Annotated in this window: 13 protein-coding genes; 1 reads left to right on the forward strand and 12 read right to left on the reverse strand. The window is 61.0% G+C overall.

What is annotated here, in order from left to right; translation table 11 throughout:
• Positions 1-111 precede the first annotated feature (111 nt).
• From sufB to EV586_RS09840, 9 genes are all read right to left on the reverse strand, one after another.
• On the reverse strand, positions 112-1,524 hold the full coding sequence (gene sufB, locus EV586_RS09800) for a Fe-S cluster assembly protein SufB (RefSeq protein ID WP_132944917.1): 1,413 nt from the start codon (positions 1,522-1,524) through the stop codon (positions 112-114).
• On the reverse strand, positions 1,517-1,951 hold the full coding sequence (gene sufU / locus EV586_RS09805) for a Fe-S cluster assembly sulfur transfer protein SufU (protein WP_132944918.1): 435 nt from the start codon (positions 1,949-1,951) through the stop codon (positions 1,517-1,519). Before sufU ends, sufB begins: the two co-directional genes overlap by 8 nt.
• A complete protein-coding gene (locus tag EV586_RS09810; RefSeq protein WP_132944919.1) occupies positions 1,948-3,147 on the reverse strand; it encodes a cysteine desulfurase in 1,200 nt (399 codons plus the stop codon). Before EV586_RS09810 ends, sufU begins: the two co-directional genes overlap by 4 nt.
• Complete coding sequence (locus tag EV586_RS09815) at positions 3,144-4,406, reverse strand: SufB/SufD family protein (protein WP_132944920.1); 1,263 nt, start codon at positions 4,404-4,406, stop codon at positions 3,144-3,146. The genes EV586_RS09810 and EV586_RS09815 overlap by 4 nt, the downstream gene beginning before the upstream one ends.
• Complete coding sequence (gene sufC / locus EV586_RS09820; protein WP_207893882.1) at positions 4,403-5,167, reverse strand: Fe-S cluster assembly ATPase SufC; 765 nt, start codon at positions 5,165-5,167, stop codon at positions 4,403-4,405. The genes EV586_RS09815 and sufC overlap by 4 nt, the downstream gene beginning before the upstream one ends.
• 131 nt (positions 5,168-5,298) lie before the next feature.
• A complete protein-coding gene (locus EV586_RS09825; protein ID WP_132944921.1) occupies positions 5,299-5,766 on the reverse strand; it encodes a hypothetical protein in 468 nt (155 codons plus the stop codon).
• Positions 5,767-5,911: 145 nt separating this feature from the next.
• The gene (locus EV586_RS09830; protein ID WP_132944922.1) at positions 5,912-6,091 is read right to left on the reverse strand and encodes a hypothetical protein; all 180 of its coding nucleotides are present in this window, start codon (positions 6,089-6,091) and stop codon (positions 5,912-5,914) included.
• 119 nt (positions 6,092-6,210) lie between these two features.
• Entirely contained in the window at positions 6,211-7,002 is a 792-nt protein-coding gene (locus EV586_RS09835) for a GTP pyrophosphokinase (RefSeq protein WP_132944923.1), read from the reverse strand.
• A gap of 90 nt (positions 7,003-7,092) precedes the next feature.
• On the reverse strand, positions 7,093-7,389 hold the full coding sequence (locus EV586_RS09840; RefSeq protein ID WP_132944924.1) for a hypothetical protein: 297 nt from the start codon (positions 7,387-7,389) through the stop codon (positions 7,093-7,095).
• 139 nt (positions 7,390-7,528) lie between these two features.
• On the opposite strand from EV586_RS09840, the gene EV586_RS09845 reads away from it, so the two are divergent.
• Positions 7,529-8,638 (forward strand): aminopeptidase, encoded by a 1,110-nt coding sequence (locus EV586_RS09845; RefSeq protein WP_132944925.1) that lies wholly within the window; start codon positions 7,529-7,531, stop codon positions 8,636-8,638.
• Positions 8,639-8,729: 91 nt separating this feature from the next.
• Here EV586_RS09845 and EV586_RS09850 read toward each other — a convergent pair whose 3' ends face one another.
• The 3 genes from EV586_RS09850 to EV586_RS09860 form a co-directional block, all read right to left on the reverse strand.
• The gene (locus tag EV586_RS09850) at positions 8,730-12,428 is read right to left on the reverse strand and encodes a UvrD-helicase domain-containing protein (RefSeq protein ID WP_132944926.1); all 3,699 of its coding nucleotides are present in this window, start codon (positions 12,426-12,428) and stop codon (positions 8,730-8,732) included.
• Complete coding sequence (locus tag EV586_RS09855) at positions 12,421-15,741, reverse strand: PD-(D/E)XK nuclease family protein (RefSeq protein ID WP_132944927.1); 3,321 nt, start codon at positions 15,739-15,741, stop codon at positions 12,421-12,423. The genes EV586_RS09850 and EV586_RS09855 overlap by 8 nt, the downstream gene beginning before the upstream one ends.
• Positions 15,742-15,845: 104 nt before the next feature.
• On the reverse strand, positions 15,846-16,289 hold the full coding sequence (locus EV586_RS09860; RefSeq protein WP_132944928.1) for a cupredoxin domain-containing protein: 444 nt from the start codon (positions 16,287-16,289) through the stop codon (positions 15,846-15,848).
• Between the last annotated feature and the right edge of the window lie 27 nt (positions 16,290-16,316).

Raw genomic sequence — 16,316 nt, forward strand, 5'->3', positions numbered from 1 at the left:
ATTCGGGTTCACGATCGAAATATCCTGCCTGTTAAGAGTAGAAAATTTTCACACTCAGAACATTGACAATCTGCCGTTCTTCATGAGGCGTTACCCGTGACCAGCCTGGCACTAGCCGATCGACCCCTTCATTTCGAAGTTGATCAGGCGGTTCATCTCCACGGCATACTCCATCGGCAGTTCACGGGTGAACGGCTCGATAAACCCCATCACGATCATCGTTGTCGCCTGCTCCTCGGTCAGTCCCCGGCTCATCAGGTAAAACAGCTGATCCGCGGAGACTTTGGACACGCTCGCTTCATGTTCCAGCGTCACATCGTCGGTGCGCAGCTTGTTGTGCGGGATCGTGTCGGAGCTCGACTCCTTGTCGAAGATCAGCGTGTCGCATTTGATGTTCGCTTTCGACCCGCTCGCTTTCGGTCCAAATTCGCATCTGCCGCGGTAAGTGGTCTTGCCGCCCTGCTTGGAGATCGATTTGGAGACCACCGTCGACGTGCAGTCCGGGGCGAGATGGACGACTTTCGCCCCCGCGTCCTGATGCTGCCCTTGTCCGGCGACGGCGATGGAGAGGATCGTGCCTTTGGCGCGCGGGCCGAGCATGTAGACGGCCGGGTATTTCATCGTCAGCTTCGACCCGATGTTGCCGTCCACCCATTCCATCGTCGCGTCAGCATGGGCGACGGCGCGCTTGGTGACGAGGTTATAGATGTTCGGCGCCCAGTTCTGGATCGTCGTGTAGCGGCAGCGGGCGCGGTCTTGAACGATGATCTCGACAACGGCCGCATGCAGCGAGTCGGTCGAATAGATCGGCGCGGTGCAGCCCTCTACATAATGCACGAAACTGTCATCTTCTGCGATGATCAGCGTGCGTTCGAACTGGCCCATGTGTTCCGAGTTGATCCGAAAATACGCCTGCAGCGGCACGTCGCAGCGCACTCCCTGCGGCACGTAGACGAACGATCCGCCCGACCAGACCGCCGAGTTCAAAGCGGCGAATTTGTTGTCGGACGGCGGGATGACCGAGCCGAAAAACTTCTTGAAAAGCTCCGGATGTTCGCGCAGTGCCGTGTCGGTGTCGGTGAACAGCACGCCCTGGCTGACCAGCTCCTGCTGGATCGAGTGGTAGACGACCTCCGACTCGTACTGGGCGGAGACCCCGGCGAGAAACTCCCGTTCCGCCTTGGGGATGCCGAGCTTTTCAAACGTGTCTTTGATCTCTTCCGGCACCTCTTCCCACGTCTTGCCTTTGCGCTCAGATGGCTTTACATAATAAGTGATCTCGTCAAATTTCAGCCCGGACAGATCGCCGCCCCAGTCCGGCATGGGCATCTGTTCAAACAGCTCCAACGAGCGCAGGCGAAAGTCGGTCATCCAGCCCGGCTCATTTTTCATGCTGGAGATCTCCTCCACAGTCTTGCGGGAGAGCCCTTTGCCGAAGCGGACGAGCGAGACATGCTGATCGGCAAAACCGTACTGGTAACCGGGTAGATCGGGCAGCCGTTTTTCCTGTTTCTCCTCACTCATGCGGATGTCCCTCCCCTTCCTCAATCGCTTGCAGCAAGGCGTTCCAAGCCAAGGTCGCGCATTTCACCCGGGCGGGAAAGCGGGCGACTCCGGCCAACGCTTCGAGGTCGCCAAGGCGCGCAGTATCGGCAGGAATGCCTTGCACAAGCTTGCGAAATTCTTCGTCGAGCAGCAGCACGGCGACGAGTGGCTGCCCTTGCACCGCTTCGGTCAGCAACGAGGCGGACGCGATGGAGATTGAGCAGCCGGTGCCTTGAAACGATGCGGACTGCACGTTGCCGTCCCGGACGGCGAGAAACAAGGTCACGTCATCGCCGCAGGTCGGGTTTTTCAATTTGACGCGGATCGCGCCATCCTGAGCGCGAAAGTTGCGCGGGTGCTGAGCATGGTCGAGGATCACTTGGCGGTACAGCTCGGCGAGGTTCATTTGCCCAACCACCCTTTCGCTTCGCGCAGCGCGGCGGTCAGCGCATCGACATCTGCGCGGGTGTTGTAAATGCCAAAGCTCGCCCGGACGGTCGCAGCCGCGCCGAGCCATCTCATCAGCGGCTGCGCGCAGTGATGCCCGGCGCGGACGGCGATGCCTGCCGCATCGAGCACGGTGGCCACGTCGTGCGGATGCGCTCCGTCGAGGTTGAACGCCGCCACCCCGCCCCGTTTTTGCGGGCCGTAGAGCGTGATGCCGTCGAGTGCGGACAGCTGATCGCAAGCGTAGGCGGCGAGAGATTCGATCTGGCGCTTGATGTTGTCGCGCCCGATCACTTCCAGATAGTCGATGGCGGCAGCCAGCCCGGCCGCTTCGGCGATCGGCGGCGTGCCCGCTTCCAGTTTCCACGGCGCGTCTTTCCAAGAGGCGTCGAACAGTTCCACTTCGTCGATCATCTCCCCGCCGTACTGCACCGGTTCGGTGTCGGCGAGCAGCCCGCTTTTTCCATAGAGCACGCCGATGCCCGTCGGGCCGTACAGCTTGTGTCCGGAGAAAGCGAGAAAGTCGCAGTCGAGCTGCTGCACGTCGAGCGGATGATGCGCGGCCGACTGGGCGGCGTCGACGATGAGCACCGCGCCTTGGCGGTGCGCGAGGGCGGCGAGTTCTTGGAGCGGGTGGATCGTGCCGAGGACGTTGGAGATGTGGGCGATGGCGATGGCGCGGGTGCGCGGGGTGATGCAGCCCGCCGCTTTGGCCAAGTCGAGCGTGCCGTCCGCTTCCAGCGGGAAAAAGCGGAGCCGGGCGCCGGCCGCTTTCGCTGCCATCTGCCAGGGGATCAGGTTGCTGTGGTGCTCGGCGACGGTGGTGAGAATCTCGTCGCCCGGCTGCAAGCGGGGCCGCAGCCAGCCTGCCGCGACGAGGTTGAGCGCCTCGGTCGTGCCGCGCGTAAAGACGATCTCCCGCGGGGAAGAGGCGTTCAGGAACCGGGCCGCTTTTTCCCGCGCCCCTTCGTAGAGATCGGTGGCCGTGGCGGCGAGCGCGTAGACGCCGCGGTGGACGTTGGCGTTTTGCGAGGTGTAGTAGCGGTGCATGGCGTCGAGCACCTGCTGCGGCTTTTGCGTGGTGGCCGCGCTGTCGAGGTAGATCAGCGGCTTGCCATTCATCAGTTGCTGCAGGAGCGGAAAGTCGCGCTTCATGGGGCCACCTTCCTCTCCACCCAGAGCTCGAGCAGCTCGCTCATGTCCGGGGCGAGCGGCGACAAAAAGCCGGTCAGGAGCAGCCGCTTCGCCTCGCGTTCCGACAAGCCCCGCGACATCAGGTAAAACAGCGGCTCAGCGGGCAGTTTGCCGACCGAGACGGCGTGATCGCAGCGGACATCCTCTTCGTCGATCAGCAGCATCGGCAACGCCTCGGCGCGGGCGGACGGTTCGAGCAGGATCATCCGCGCTTCCTGGATCGCGTTGGTGCCGACCGCGCCTTGTTCGATCTGGGAGATCACGCGGGTGCCGCTGTGCGCTTGACCGGTGACGACGGCGCGCTCGCGGATGATGCTCGCGGTGTGCGGAGCGATGTGATGGGCGGTGAGTGTGAGATCGAGGCGCTGGGATGCGTGGCTGAGCGCGACGACGTCGAGCTGCGTCGAGGCGCCTGCGCCGCTCAGCAAGCTTTTGATGTCGGCGCTGTGCTCCCCTTGTGAGCCTTCGACCAGCAGCCACTCCACTCGCGCGTCGCGTTCGACGCGGGCGCGGGCGAAGGTGCGGCGCGTCATGGCGGCATCGTGCTCGCCGATCGAGGCAAGGCGCACCCGGGCGCCTGCTTTGGCAAACACTTCGGTGATGCTGACCGAAAAGGCGGCTTCTTCAAGCTGTGACACGTCGCCGGTGAGCAAGGTGACGTCGCTGTTTTCTTCGGCGACGACCAGCACGCGCGGGTGCAGGGTGCCGCCCGCTTTGGTGCGGTTCCACCACGCTTGGAGCGGGACTTTCAGGCGGATGTTTTTCGGCACGTAGAGAAACAGGCCCGCGTTCCACACGGCGGTCTGCCAAGCGGCCCACTTGTGCTCGGACGGCGGGATCAGCGTGGCCAGATAAGGGCGCACCAGCTGCGGGTAGACGCGGATCGCCAGCGAGAGGTCGACCAGCAGCACGCCCGCTTTGGCGAGCTTGGCTTCGAGGTGGTGGACGACGATTCGTCCGTTGGCGTAGCACAGGCGGTTGCGCCCGTTTTTCAGGAACAGGGTCTCCGGCTCGGACAGGTCGGGGCAGGGCGCGGGCGCTTTGTCCGCGTGGAAAAAGCCGGCGGGTCTGCCTGGCGCCGCTTGGCGTTTCGGGGCCGGGTCGGGCAGTCCGGCATACTGGTTGAGCGCGGCGAGGCGCAGGTCGCGCATCCAGTCCGGTTCGAGCTTTTTGGCGTGCAGTTGCAGCACGCGCTGTTGTTCTGCCGATTCGGCGGTCATGTCCGCTCGCCCCCTTGGGGTTTCAGCCAGTCGTATCCTTTGGCCTCGAGTTCCCGGGCCAAGTCTCCGCCGCCGCTTTTGACGATCCGACCGCCGAGCATCACGTGGACATGGTCGGGCTCGATGTAGTCGAGCAGGCGCTGGTAGTGAGTGATGATCAGCACGCCCATCTCCGGCGCACGAAGAGCGTTCACCGCTTGGGCGACCACTTTCAGTGCGTCGATGTCCAGCCCCGAGTCGATTTCGTCGAGGATGGCGATGCGGGGCTTGAGCAGGGACAGCTGGAGGATTTCGTTGCGCTTTTTTTCGCCGCCGGAGAATCCTTCGTTGAGGTAGCGGTCGGCAAAGCGTCCGTCGATCCCGAGCGCCGCCATCTGCGCTTCGAGCTGCTTGCGAAACGGCAGCACCCCGACTTCTTGGCCGTCCGGCTGTCTGGCGTTGACGGCGGTGCGCAGGAAGTTCGCGTTCGACACCCCGGCGATCTCGCTCGGGTATTGCATGGCCAAAAACAGCCCGGCCCTTGCCCGCTCATCGACGCTCATGCCGAGCAGGTCCTGCCCGTCCAGCGTGACGCTCCCAGCGGTCACCGCATAGCGCGGGTGTCCCATCAAGGCCAGCGACAACGTGCTTTTCCCCGTCCCGTTCGGGCCCATGATGGCGTGGACTTCCCCGCCTTTGATGTCGAGCGACACGCCTTGGAGGATCGGCGTGCCCTCGACGCTGACTTGCAGATTCTGTATGTTCAATTCTGCTTGCGTCAACGTTCATCCCCTCCTTCAGGTGAATCCTGACCACAGAAGTCAACTTTCTATGATCAGCATATGTACCGCGCCTGAGGGTGCTACAGAAAATAAAAAACCCTCAGAGAGCAAGTCTCTGAGGGGGAACAAGATTACGATTGTATGGTGACTCTAAAAACCAAATTCGAGAAATCCACATCACCATATCCATTGCTGCAATGCAAGATTGTCTCGCAGTTACTGATTTGTTCGATGACAATTCCTGCATTGTTGACCCATGCGTTTGGCTCATTTTCGCCCGGATAACACCACACATTCCAGATCCGTAAGATACCGTCTTGTTTTTTGGGGTAACAAACAAATGGTATTTCATTAGGAGCAAAATTCGTCCAAAAAATGGGCCGCTTCGCTTTTCCTTCTGAAAATTCCACTTCCCCTTTTCTTGAATCAACTGAGACCTCGATTCCTTGTTCAAGCTCCGAATTGGCGCTTATCAACTCAAGTGTTACTTGTTGCCCCTTGGAGACCGATGCTGTAAACCCCATGGAAACCAATTTGCCTTCATGCTCGAATGGTTTGCCTTGCGTCTCGATGAACATCTCTGATAATGCTTTGGACATACACTAGGTCACTCCATATACAGGTTCATTCATTCGTCATTATTTCCACCGATTGCTCAGGAGCCGGCGCAAACACAGCAAGAAAACCCGGCGCGCCGCACGCCGGGTTTTCTGCTTCTCCCGCTCCTCTGTTTTTGCTTGGGTTTTACTGGATGACTTCGCCGTGCCATTCCAATTCGGTTGTTGCCTGCCCTGCTTCCGTTTGTACCGCCAGATTCGTACCGATGGTCTGCTTGGGCTCGGTTTCCTTGGCCACGACAAAATCTCCGGTGGCAAGGCCAAGCAGCATGGCGATGAGGAACAAGATCACTCCGGGCCTTCTCATCTCTGCGACACCTCTGTTTTTCCGATTCTCAAAATGTGTATTCATGTATCAAGACGCGTAGAAGCTGCAGAGGGTTTCTCGATTCATGAAAAAAGGACATGCCAGGCATGCCCTTTTTCTCACGATCCGTCGTGGAGCTGATTGAGTTTTTCTTTGATCTCTTCGGCGAGCAACTGCAGTTTACCGATGTCTTCGCTCTGCATTTCGTGAAAGCGCTGGTGGAATTCGGATGCCATCTCGACGTGGCCGGAGACGATCAGCTTCTCGAGGTTGCGCAGGATGTCTTCCACGGTGTTGGACTTGGTCTCGAACAGGATCTGCGCTTCGAGGATCTCTTCGCGGATCACCGACATCTCGTTGTCGAGATGAAAGGACGCCTCGGCTGCGGCGACGAGGCGCTGGCGGACATTATCCGGGATGTTGCCGCGGTATTTGTAGTTCAGGGAATGCTCGATCGTCGCCCAGAAGTTCATCGCCAAGGTGCGGATCTGGATCTCGGCGAGCAGCTCCAGTTCCCCTTCGGCCGTCTGCACGGGGTAGCTGACGATGAAATGGTAGGAGCGGTACCCGCTCGGCTTGCGGTTGGTCACGTAGTCGCGCTCTTCGACGACGACCATGTCTTTGCGGTTGCGCAGGTGCTCGGCGACGCGGTGCATATCTTCGACGAACTGGCACATGATGCGCAGACCTGCGATGTCCGGGACTTTTTCGACCTCTTCGAGCGGGATGTTGAGGAACTTCGCCTTCTCGATGATGCTGGACACTTTTTTGACGCGTCCGGTCACAAATTCGATCGGTGTATACTCTTCTTTGCGCTTCAGTTCGGAGCGCAAGGAGCGCAGTTTGACTTTGAGTTCTTCGACTGCCTGTTCATAGGGACTCAAAAACGTAACCCAATCACGTCCGTACACTCGGGACGCCCCCTTCACTTGCGACGTTTCAAAGCTAAGTTATGTGGAACCATCCTCGTTTCATGCAGAGAAATGATAGACAAGATTCGACTAGAAGCGCTCCTGGCCGTATTCTTTGATGAAGGACGGGGTATGTACGCGGGCATACTGGATGCGACCTTCTTCGCCCGTCTGCCAATGCAGGGTCACCGGGGTCCACACACCGCGGTCTTTGAAGACGGCGACAGTCTGGTGGTAGCCTTTTTTGGATGAGTTCGGGTTGAGGATGTCCGCCTCCAGCAGGCGCGCGCCGAGGATGTCAGCATTTTCGGCGGTGAGGACCGTTTCGTTTGGCATGTATTCGATCAAAATGGACTGAATGGCGGTGAGATATTCCGGGTAGTTCATGTGGTGAAGCCTCCTTCGGGTCAAGCTTTTCTACAAGAGATGATAGCACATTTGGAGTCCATTTTCGATGCAGGATTTCCCGGTTGCGCCTTGAAGTGATACCTATACCAAATCCTACGTAAAGAAAGAAGGCGTTCTGATGCTCGATCCGAGAATGACGAAGCTGGCCGAGACGTTGGTGAATTTCTCGACGAATGTTCAGCCGGGCGAAAATGTGCATATCGACGTGACGGAAATCGATATGGCATTGGTGAAGGAGATCGTGAAGGCGGTACATAAGGCCGGAGGCAACCCGTTTGTGACGGTGCGCCATAATGAGGTGCAGCGCCAGTTGCTGATGAACGCGACGGAGGAACAGCTGCGCGTGTGGGGCGAAAGCGAAGCGGCTCATTTGGAGAAGATGGACTGCTGGATCGGGATTCGCGGCGGGAATAACATTTCGCAGCTGTCCGATGTGCCGGCGGAGAAGATGGACATGTACAACAAGGTCTATCGCAGCCAGACCGGGCCGAAGATCATGGCCTCCCGCTGGGTGACGCTGCGCTATCCGACCGATGCGTTTGCGCAGTCGGCAAATATGAGCACCGAAGCGTTTGAGGAGTTTTATTTTAATGTCTGCACGCTGGACTATGCGAAGATGTCGAAGGCGATGGACGCGCTGAAGGAACTGATGGATCGGACGGACAAGGTGCGCCTGGTCGGGCCGGGGACCGATCTGTCGTTCTCGATGCAGGGCATTCCGTCGGTGAAGTGCGACGGGCATGTGAACATTCCGGACGGTGAGGTGTATTCGGCGCCGGTGCGCGATTCGGTGAATGGCGTGATTTCGTTTAATGCGGCGACGAATTATCAGGGCTTTACGTTTGAGAATGTGCGCTTTGTGTTCAAGGATGGCAAGATTGTGGAAGCGACTTCGAATGATAATGAGCGCATCAATAAGATTTTGGATTCGGATGAAGGCGCGCGTTATATCGGGGAGTTTTCGATTGCGTTCAACCCGTTTATCAAGCATCCGATGCTGGACACGCTGTTTGATGAGAAGATCGACGGGTCGTTCCATTTTACGCCGGGGCAGTGTTATGACAATGCGTTCAATGGCAATAAGTCGGTGATTCACTGGGATATCGTGAACATCCAGCGTCCTGAGTATGGCGGCGGGGAGATCTGGTTTGACGATGTGCTGATTCGGAAGGACGGACGGTTTGTGGTGGCCGAGTTGGAGGCTTTGAATCCGGAGAATTTGGTTTAGAGATTAGAAGGTAGGGCCCCTCCTGTGGAGGGGCTTTTTTTGTTGGCGGCCGGCGGGGCTGGGTGGTCGGGTCCGGGCGGGAGTTGGCTGCTCAGTTGTGTTTTTCTGTTGGCTCCTGTTGGAGGCTGGTTTTGCCTTTGCAGAGGAGGAGGTAACCGCAGTAGCGGCAGGGGCTCTCGTTGGGTGCTTGGGCGTAGTCCGCTTCGCGGTCATGGAGGGCGATGTGGTCCATGGCGGTGCGGACGGTGGTCTCGAGGTGATGCAGGTCGGCTGCGCCGACCGGCACAGGCGACTCTGCGCCCAGTGCTGTGAAGTACAGGACGGAACGCTCGACCGGCCAGCCGAGGAGTTTTTGCACGACCAGGGTGTAGAGCTGCAGCTGCGGCGTGTAGTGCCCGGTCGTTTTGGCGAGCGATTTTTGGGTGATGCGGTTGGTTTTGTAGTCGATGACGACGGCCGCGCCGTTTTGCTTGCGGATCACTTTGTCCAAGACGCCGGTCACTTCGTGCGGGCCGAAGGTGAGCCGGAACATCAGCTCGCTTCGGGTCTCCGCTGCGCTCTGTACTTCTTGGAACAGCGGGCTGCGCAGGTAGGCATTGACGTCAGCCTGCAAGGCCGGCAGATGCGGTTCGGCTTCCGGGCCGATGAGGCTCCACTCAGCGAGGGCCCGGCGAATGAGCGGTTCGGCTTCGGCCGGGTCTTCCAGCCACTCGAATACCCGGTGTACCAGCGAACCGCGCTCGGTCGCCGCCAGTTGCGTGCGTTCGCGCTCGTCGGGCGCGATGATTTCTTCCGGTTCGCTGTGCTCGTGTTTTAACTCTGGAAGTTTGAGTCCGTAGCGGTAGAAGTACTGTCGCGGGCAGGACAGATAGGTCAACAGCGCTGAGACGGACAGCAAGATCCCTTGCGAAGCATCCGGCTGCAAGGGTTGCGTCAACGGAAACGCATGGTGCAGCGGCGCGTGTTGTTCGGTACCTGCTTCCAACACCCCTGCCGCTGCGACTTCCCGCATGGCGGCCGTTGCTTCTCGAAGCGATTCTGCCGCACTGGTGCCAGCGACCGCGGGCGGTTCCACGCCACGCTCTGCACTTCCGCCTGCGTGAATGGCTGCCGACTCGCCATCCGGCAGGATCTCGGACGACCACTTCACCTCCGGCCATGCGGACTGAATGGCTCCGGCCATCCGGGACAGCTCGCCGTCGGCGATGACGGTGATGAGCCAGTCGAACCAGCGGCTGTTTTCCATCGTCATCGCTTTTTTCGGCGCTTCCCGGGTGCCGACGAGGAGCAGGTAATCGCGCGCCCGCGTCATCGCGACGTAGAGCTTGCGGCGCTCTTCTTCGACCGCTTTGCTGCGTTCGAGCGCTTTGAGCCGGGGCGCATATCCCATGTCGTTCCACGCTTCATGCTCGGTGAAGGTCGGCACCAGTCCGCAGTCCGGGTCATAGCGGAACTTGCCGTCGCTGCGCAGGTTGAATTCGCGCGCCAGATCGGGCAGGATCACCACCGGGAACTCCAAGCCTTTCGATTTGTGCAGCGTCATGATCTTGACGACATCGCTTTGCTCAGACTCGACCTGCGCATCCGCTTCATCGACGCTCTCGTCGACCATCAGTTTCAGGTATTGCAAAAACGGCAGCACCCCGGCGCGCTCCGGCGTCTGTTCGCAGGCGAGCTCCAGCAGTTTGCGCACGTTGCCGACTTTTTGGTTGCCGCCGAAGGTCAGCAGCAGCGCCTGCTCATAGCCGGTCTGCTCGAGCATCCGCGTCAGCAGGTCACCGGCCGGCAGGAACGCTTTTTCCGCCCGCCACATGGCCAGCAAGCGCTCCGCACGCAGCAGTTTCTCCTGATCGTCGCCGGCCAGCCGGTGCCAATTTGCGGAGTCGAAAAATTGCCCCTGCTGCAACCCGGCTTTGCCCAGCCAGTACAACGCTTCATCAGACACGCCGAACAGCGGTGAGCGCAGCGCCCCGATCAGCGCGGTCACGTCGCGCGGGTCGACGACAGCCTGCAAGAGCAGGACGAGATCCCAGACTTCCTGGCGGCGGAAGAAATGCCTCGAACCGATGATGTAGTAGGGAATCCTAAGCTCCTGCAGGGCGTATTCGTAGTACGACAGATGCGTCATCGCAGAAAAGAGCAACGTGACATCGCGGTACTGCACCGGGCGCAGTTCGCCGCCGTCTTGGACGAGCGCTTCCTGTCCGACCATCGCTTGGATGCGGCGGGCGATCGCTTGCGCTTCTTTCAGCTTGCTTTGCGCCGCATCTTCGGCGGCGGCGAGGTGCAGGATCTCCACCATCTCCCGGTCATGCGCGGGCGGGCGCGTCGCGACCATCGCTTCATAGTCGGCAGCACCGCTCGGCCCGCCCTCCTGCGGCGGCATCAGGCGCTGGAACAGCCGGTTGACGAAGCGGATCACCGGCTCCTGCGTCCGGAAGTTGTGCGACAGCGCCACATGTTCGCCGCCGCGCGCGCGGATCTGCTCCTGTGTGGCGAGAAACACTTCCACATCTGCGCCCCGAAAGCGGTAGATCGACTGCTTGGCATCGCCGACGACAAACAGTTTCAGCTCAGGGTTGTGCGCGGTCAACGCGTCGAGCAGCCCTTTTTGCACCGGGTTGGTGTCTTGGAACTCGTCGACCATCAGGAAGCGGTAACGCTCCGCCAATGCTTGGCCGACGCCCGGATGGTGCAGCAACTGCACGGCCCGGTTTTGCAGATCGGTAAAATCGAGCCCGCGCGCTTGCTTCTTGCGCGCAGTATACGCAGTATGCACCTGCTCCAGCACCGCACAGGCGTCCTGCACGATGGCTCCCAGTCCGTCCGGCACCAGTTGTCCCATGATGCGCCCGATGATCGCTTTCAGCTCGTTGACATCCGCTTTCAGCTCTTTGATCAGCACACCCCAGCCGTTGACAAGATCGGACAAAAGCTCGGCGATCTCCGCCTGGTAGCCCAGCCCGGCCGCTTGCCACGCAGACAATTTTTCCAGAAGCGCGGGGTAGGCTGCCTGCAGGTCTGCGCCGCGTTTGGCTGAGCCTTTGGAGGTGTCTTTTGAGGAGAGGTCGACGGTAGCAAGGCGCGCCAAACAAGCGGTCAGGAGCTGCACCTCATCGTCGAGACCGTCCGACAGCTCGTCCAGCTTGGCGAGCGACTGCGCGGACATCCCGCGAAAGTCTTCAGTCTGCTCGCGAACGCTTTGGTAAAAGCGGCTCAGGTGCTCAACCAGCGGCTCGTAGCCGTATTCGGACACCAGCCGGATCACGGCGCCGTCTGCAAGCGCCAGCCCGGCATCCAGCACGTCGCGCAGAGCATCGTCCAGCGCCATGCGGGCTTCGCTTTCTTCCAGCACGCGAAACTGCGGGTCGACGCCCGCTTCCATCGGGTACTGGCGCAACAGGTCGGAGCAGAAGCCGTGGATCGTCGTGATCGCCGCCCGCTCCACCTCTTCTTTGAGCTGGCCGATTCGGCGCTGCTGCTCCGGCTCCTCGCGCTGCCAGCGGTTGAGGCGCTCGCGGATGCGCGCTTTCATCTCCGCCGCCGCTTCTTGGGTGAAGGTGATCGCCACGATCTGATGCGGGCGGGCCGGAGTGCCCGGTTCGCGGCCGCGATCTTCCGCTTCCAGCTCCAGCGGCGGTGGAACGAGCGGTCGCCCGGCGAGCATCGCCGTGTAGCGTTCGGTCAGCACCCACGTCTTGCCCGCACCCGCACCGGCCGAGACGGACAGGTGTTTTTCCACTTCGCGGATCGCTTGCCACTGTTGTCTTGTCGGACGCGGATCACTCATCGCCCGTCACCCCTTCCCCTGAAACTGCTTCGCGTGATGCGCCTGCTGCGCGGCTCAAAGCCCGCAAGCGGTCGTAGCGGCAGATCTTTCGGTAGTCGCAGTGCTCGCACACCGCATCATCCCCCGGCAGCACCGCAAACACGCCGTCCGCCATCTGCTCCCGATAGCGTTCCAGCGTGCGCTCGGCGTGTGCCAGCAGGTCTTGCCAAGCGGCCTCGTCGAGCTTGGTCTTCTTCCGCCCCATGCCGAGGCCGTCCAGGAATTCCGCTTTGACCAGCGCGCTTGTCGTCCGGTCCGCTTTTTCGATCGAAACGTAGACCGCACCGACAGCCGTGCCGTCCGGGAACAGGACCTGTTCGACCGCTTTCACATAAACGGGCAGCAGAAAATCAAGCCCTTGCTCGATCGCTTTGGGCATCGGTTTGGTGTTTTTCGTCTTGTAATCGACCACCAGAAACGTGCCATCCTCGGTGGCATCGATCCGGTCGATCTGCCCGCGGAACTTCAGCTTGCCGACGGTGATCGGCTCGGCATGCGACTTCGGGTCCTGCCCATGCTTGGCCTGCATGCCAAACGTCCATTCCAGATATTTCGGCACCAGCGGGAGCCCCATGCTCTGCCACGCTTTGGCTTCAACTTCATACCAGTCTGTCACCCGGCGCAGCAGCCGCTCTTTTTCCAGCTCCTGCCGCACGCCGGTCTGCGTGTTGCGGGCCGCTTGCGCCTTTTGCCATTCCGCCTCAAAGATTCCCGGCAGCTGTCCGCGCAGCAGATCCACCAGCTCCGGCGTCATCCGATCCGCTTTCGTCACCTGCCGATACAGCCGGTCCAGCACGCGATTGTACAGATTCCCTTTTTCCAGCGAAGACAGCTCTTCCGCTTCCGTCTGCTCGCGGTCGAGCAGCAGAACGTGCGACAGGTAGAACTTGTAGCCGCATTCGCCATAGCGGTTGAACTGCGACACGCTGTACACCGCCTCTTCGGAAAAAAGCTGCCCCAGCGCCGCCCGAATGCCCGAGTCGCCGAGCACCCCGTCATAGCGGGAACTGCCCGTGTGTTCTGCCCGCTCCCGTTCGCTCAGCGCCTGCTCGATCACCTGCAGCCAAAAGCCGTGCTCGACCAGATCGGGAGACTGTGCAGCCATCAGTTGCGCCGCCGTCCAGTCTCTGGCTTCACGGCGATTGGACACGTCCCCGGCCGCAGCAGGAAACAGAGCCGAGCCGCCCAGATAAGCATCGGGCTCCAGCTCCGCCTGCACGCTCGGGCAGAGTTCCAGCAGCTCATCCAAAAAGCGTGACACCAGCTTCTGCTTCGACCCGCCGACATACGACAGCCAGACGCCTTCCCGGGCGGTGTGCAGGCCCATCAGGAAAAACAGCTTCTGCTGCTCGGCCTGCACGTGCGGCGAAAACGCTGGCACCTGCCGGGCGATCTCCACGCGCAGCTCTTCTTGCAGCAGCCACGGCGCTTTCGTCGGCGACGGCCAGACCCCTTCGTTCAAGCCGACAAAAAACACATGCGCAAACGACAGCCCGCGGGCCACCGACGGGTTCAGCACCTGCACCCCGCCCCGCTTGCCGCGCTCGACCACGATCTCTTCGCCTTGCAGATGCCGCTTCAGAACCTGCACGAACTCGGCCCGTGTATAGCAGCCATCCTGAGCCGCACTCGCCTGCCGTTCCCCCGGTTCCGACGCCGCGCGCCTGCCATCAGCTCCCAGCACCGCATCCAGCCGCTCCAAAGCGCGCAGCACCGACTCGATCTTCTCCCGCGCCTGCAAGTCGCGCTGCAGATGCTCCGTCTCATACCCGGCATGCTCCCGATAGCGCAGCACCAACCGGCGCTCCAGCTCCGCACCCGGCAGCACCGCACGCAGTGCAGCGGCATGATGCGACCCGGCCGCAGCCGCCGGGATCACGTTCACTTTCTCCGCCAGCCACTCGATCCACGCCCGAACAGCCTGCAAATCATCAGCTGCTGGCAAGCCCCGCGCTTCCTGCGCCGCGATCTCCGCCGTCAAGCGGGCTCGCCAGCGATCCAAGCCTTTCACCACGCCGAGCTGTTTCGCCACTGTCTGCAAAACGGCAGGCGACATCGTATGCTCCCCGAGCAGCCACTCCGCAGCCGCCAGCTGCAGCAGCGCGTCGCGATGCCACTCCGCATCCTCCAGCCCGTACAGTGTGAGCAGGTCCCGCACCCACGGCACCTGATCGGCCGGCAGCGTGAGCGAGACCCGCAGCGGGATGCCTTCACGCTGCAGCACCCGGTGTCCGACACTGCCGCCGGACAGCTCCCGGTTGCACAAGACGGCGATCTCCCCCAGCGGCACGCCGCTGTGATGAAGCTCTTTCACCCGCTTCGCCACCCACAGCCATTCTTTCTCTTCGGTGCGGGCTGCAAACGCCTTCACCGAAGGGGCTGACAGCACCGGCGACGGGTGCGGGGCAAACAGCCGGGCCTGCACAGCCAGCAAATCACTTTGCACGCCTTCGCCTTCCGCCGCCCCAGTTTCGAACCTCGCCTGCAGCGCATACCGCGCGGCCAGCTCTGCGATCGTCCGCTCCATCATCGCGGCCAGACTCTCCAGCCAGGCCCAGCGCTGCGCCTGATAGGGCACATACATCTGCACGTTCGGGATCGCAAACAGCGGCTCCAGCACTTTCATTTGATGCGGCAGGAAGTCGGTATACGAATCCACAAACAGCATCTCCACGCCCGGAAACACCGCCTCCAGTCCCTGTTCCTGCAGAATGCGGGCGGCTTCCAGATACGACTCCTCCGTATCCAGCAGCATCGTCTCTCCCGTATGCAGTTCCCGCTGATACGCAGCGTAGACGTCGGCCAGCACTGCCATCTTTTCCTCATGCATCGTGCCACGGGCGATCGCTCCCAGCTGATCCGGCCCAACACCTGAGCGCCGCAGTTCGGCGATGTGTTCGCGAAAAGCTGCCACCACGCCCGGCGAGTGAGCCCATTCGGCCAGCGGGGCCCCGTTCCACACCCGGTCGATCCCGCGCAGCACGTTCGCGACCAGCCGTTCCGCGCCCAGCGCATCGAGCCGCACATACGATTTGCCGCCAGCCTTCAGCACCCGCTCCACCACTTCAAACAGGGTGAGCACCTGCTCGCCGACCATCCCGCCAAGCCCGTCCAGCGCCAGTTCGCGCACCACAGCACCCAGGCCCCGCGTCGGCACCAAATACAGCCAAGACGCCCCGCGCCCCGCCGCCATCTCCGCCCGCACCGCACCGGCCCACGCCTTCCGATGCCCGCTGTGCATAGCTCCTGCCACAATCTCCCGTACAGCTGTCAATTCCCGTTCCCTCCTTACTCCTTCCCCAGACTTCGCTCTCTCCCCGGCAAAACCCTGTTGGCAAATAAAAGAGAGGCTCCCAGAGCCCCTCCCGCAAAGCCAAGCTATTCCACTCGCAAATACCCCACCATCGGCCCGTTGGCTTCGATCGTCGCATGCGTCAGACAGACCACACGGTACGTGCCTTCCTGTTCCGGGGTAAAGGTGACGCTGGATACTTTTCCTTTTTCCACGTTGCCTTTCACGCCCAGCCCCTCGATGACGAACGGGTGCGCCTTGCCTTTGAGCCCGTAAAAATGCAAGGTGACCGGCTTCCCTTTCTCCACCGTCAGAAATCCGGGGTCCCAGCGGTAGGCCTCAATCTCCTTGCCGTCTGCCAGTTTGGTCTTGATCTCGTTGGTCACGATCCAAAACTCCTGCTTTTGCTGCACGCCGGTGTCGGTCACATGCGACGAATCAAGATACGGCTGCGTCTCCGCCGCCACCACATCAGCCTGCCCGGTCAACAGCGCGGCCAGCATCGCAGCGCCGATCATCATTTTCTTCATCCAACGCCCTCCTCATCAAAACTGTCT

The organism is Tumebacillus sp. BK434 (genome assembly GCF_004340785.1).
GTDB lineage: Bacteria > Bacillota > Bacilli > Tumebacillales > Tumebacillaceae > Tumebacillus_A.